The organism is Robiginitalea sp. (assembly GCF_049588695.1).
In the GTDB taxonomy this organism is placed as follows: Bacteria; Bacteroidota; Bacteroidia; order Flavobacteriales; family Flavobacteriaceae; genus Robiginitalea.
On sequence record NZ_JBAVZJ010000133.1, the window covers coordinates 1 to 2,699 of the forward strand.

General features: G+C 48.6%; 3 protein-coding genes and 1 pseudogene. All 4 read right to left on the reverse strand.

Features of this window, described 5'->3' with window-relative positions:
- Positions 1-499, reverse strand: a 499-nt coding sequence (locus WBV75_RS02980) for an NADH:ubiquinone reductase (Na(+)-transporting) subunit D (protein WP_424119171.1), incomplete at its 3' end; no start/stop codon positions are given.
- Position 500: 1 nt separating this feature from the next.
- A complete protein-coding gene (locus WBV75_RS02985; RefSeq protein WP_424119172.1) occupies positions 501-1,250 on the reverse strand; it encodes a Na(+)-translocating NADH-quinone reductase subunit C in 750 nt (249 codons plus the stop codon).
- Positions 1,251-1,252: 2 nt separating this feature from the next.
- Entirely contained in the window at positions 1,253-2,530 is a 1,278-nt protein-coding gene (locus WBV75_RS02990; RefSeq protein WP_424119173.1) for an NADH:ubiquinone reductase (Na(+)-transporting) subunit B, read from the reverse strand.
- A 4-nt stretch (positions 2,531-2,534) separates the two neighbouring features.
- Positions 2,535-2,699, reverse strand: a pseudogene (locus WBV75_RS02995) (NADH:ubiquinone reductase (Na(+)-transporting) subunit A); the annotation flags it as partial.

Here is a 2,699-nt window from a genome sequence, read left to right on the forward strand (position 1 = left end):
GGACGGGATATCCAAAAAGCGTCCCAGATCCGAGGAGTTCCCTGAAGAAACCCACGATGATCAGGATCACCCCATACCCCAAGGCATTCCCAATCCCATCCAGGAAGGACCTCCAGGGTCCGTTCCCCAGGGCAAAGGCTTCAAACCGCCCCATTATGATACAATTGGTGATGATCAGTCCGACAAATACAGCCAGGGTCTTGCTCAGCTCATAGGCAAAAGCTTTAAGCACCTGGTCCACCACAATTACCAGGGCGGCAATCACTACCAGCTGGACGATAATCCGGATCTTGGAAGGGATGATATTCCGCATCAGGGAGATCACCACATTTCCAACACCCATGACAAAAATTACCGAAATCGCCATCACCACAGAGGCCTTAAGTTCAGCGGTAATCGCCAGGGCCGAACAAATTCCGAGGACCTGGATGGTAATCGGGTTATTGTCCGCCAGGGGATCTATTATAAGGTTTGCATCTTTCTTGGTCAGCAGTGCCATATCAGTTGGATCTTACAGATTCTAAATAGTCTTTGTACAGGTTCAGGCTTTCTGAAATCATGGAGGTTACCCCGTTACCGGTAATAGTGGCTCCCGCAAGGGCATCCACGGCATTGTCGTCCTTATCGGTATTGGCAGGGTCGTTGTTGCCTTTGATGACCTTTATACCTACCAGGCGGCCGTCCTCCATAATGGACTCTCCTTCAAAATCGTCCATAAAGAAACGCTCCTTAATATTGGCCCCAAGGCCAGGAGTTTCCGCTTTGTGATCAAAATAGACCCCCTGGACAATCATATCTTCATCCAGGGCGATAAAGCCCCAGATGGCGTCCCACAAACCTTTGCCGTACATAGGAAGAATATGAAACTTTTTGCCGTCTTTCTCCCCGATATAAACAGGTAATTGAAACGGCTGCCCCTTCTTGCGGGCCGCAAGCTGTTTTTTCATATCGATAAGGTAGGCCTGGTCATCCTGGGTGATTTGATCCCCGCTGATTACGAGTTGTTCCTTGATATAGGAAGTAAATACATCCTCTACCCGTTCTGTAGGAATAAAACTCACTGAACCTGTACCTTCATTATCATTTACGCCCATAGCATACAGGATATTCTGTTGCTTTTCAAAGCGCTCGTTTTCCTTGATCAGCGGCTTGAGCCCTGAGGCCAGGTAGGCCAGGATGGACCCCACCACCACTACCATGAGGGCTGCAAAGAGAACGGTATATAAATTCTTGTCCGTGTTGAATGCCATAGCTAAACGGTTTCTGCTTTAAGTTCTTCGGCCTTGCCATCCGTTGTCCGGGGATAGATCGTAGCCGTTTTAAGTCGGTTGAGTCTCCTTTTTACATTCCCGCGAACCACATAATGGTCGATGGTGGGCGCAAATACATTCATCAGTAAAATAGCCAGGAAAACCCCTTCAGGATAAGCAGGGTTAAAGACACGGATCATCACTGAGAGAAATCCGATCAAAAAACCGTAAAACCATTTCCCCCTGTTCGTCTGTGAACCCGTCACAGGGTCTGTTGCCATATAGACAATTCCAAAAGCGAGACCCCCTACAATAAGGTGTTTCCAGAATTCAAAGTTCATCAGGCCATAGAAGGAACTTCCTTCACCAATCCAGCCCATGTCTACAATTCCGTTAAAAATAAGCCCCATTACCAAAGCACCGATCACGGCACTGACCATGATTCGCCAACTGGCAATCTTACTGAAGATCAAAAACAGCCCGCCCAACAGGATAAGAAAGGCAGAGGTCTCGCCTACCGATCCGGGAATAAACCCGAAAAACATGTCCGAGGTGCTATAGCCATATGAGCTGTTCTGGGCCAGCGACCCGAGGATGGTTTCACCTGAGATCGCATCCGGGGTTCCGGTGCGTTCCACGGCTCCGTGCACCCATACCTTGTCACCGCTCATCCAGGTGGGGTAAGCGAAAAACAGGAAGGCCCTTATGGTAAGGGCAGGATTGAGGATATTCATCCCGGTGCCTCCAAAAACTTCCTTCCCTATGACTACTCCAAAAACCACAGCCACAGCGAGCATCCACAGGGGCGTATCTACAGGGACGATCAGGGGAACCAGCATTCCGGTAACGAGGTACCCCTCCTCTACTTCATGGCCCTTGATTATGGCAAAAATAAATTCGACCCCCAACCCGATGGCATAGGAAATAACAACAAGGGGCATAACCAGTTTAAAGCCCAACCAGAAATTCTCCCAGGTCAGGAAATTATCCATTAGGGAAAGTACCCTGGGTGCCCCATTGGCCGCATCAATGGCGGCATAATGCTGATATCCCGTGTTGAAAAACGAGAAAAGAAGCACCGGGATCAAGGCCAGAATCACCATATTCATGGTGCGCTTCAAGTCATCGGCAGACCGGATATGCCCCCCGCTATGGGTGGTTTCATCCGGGGTAAAGAGGAACGTATGCAGCGCACTGAATGCCGGCGCCATTTTATTCCCCCTCAGGCGGTGCTTGATAATGTGTAACCTTTTTTTGATGGTAAGTCTCTTGTCACTCATAGTCTTATCCTATTTCTTTTTGAAGATAATCCAGGCCTTCCCGAATAATCTCCTGATGCGGTTGTTTGGATATGCAAACGAATTCAGTAAGTGAAAAATCCTCCGGGATCACCTCGTATAATCCCAGCTGCTCCATTTCATCGAGATCTTTATACATACAGGCTTTGAG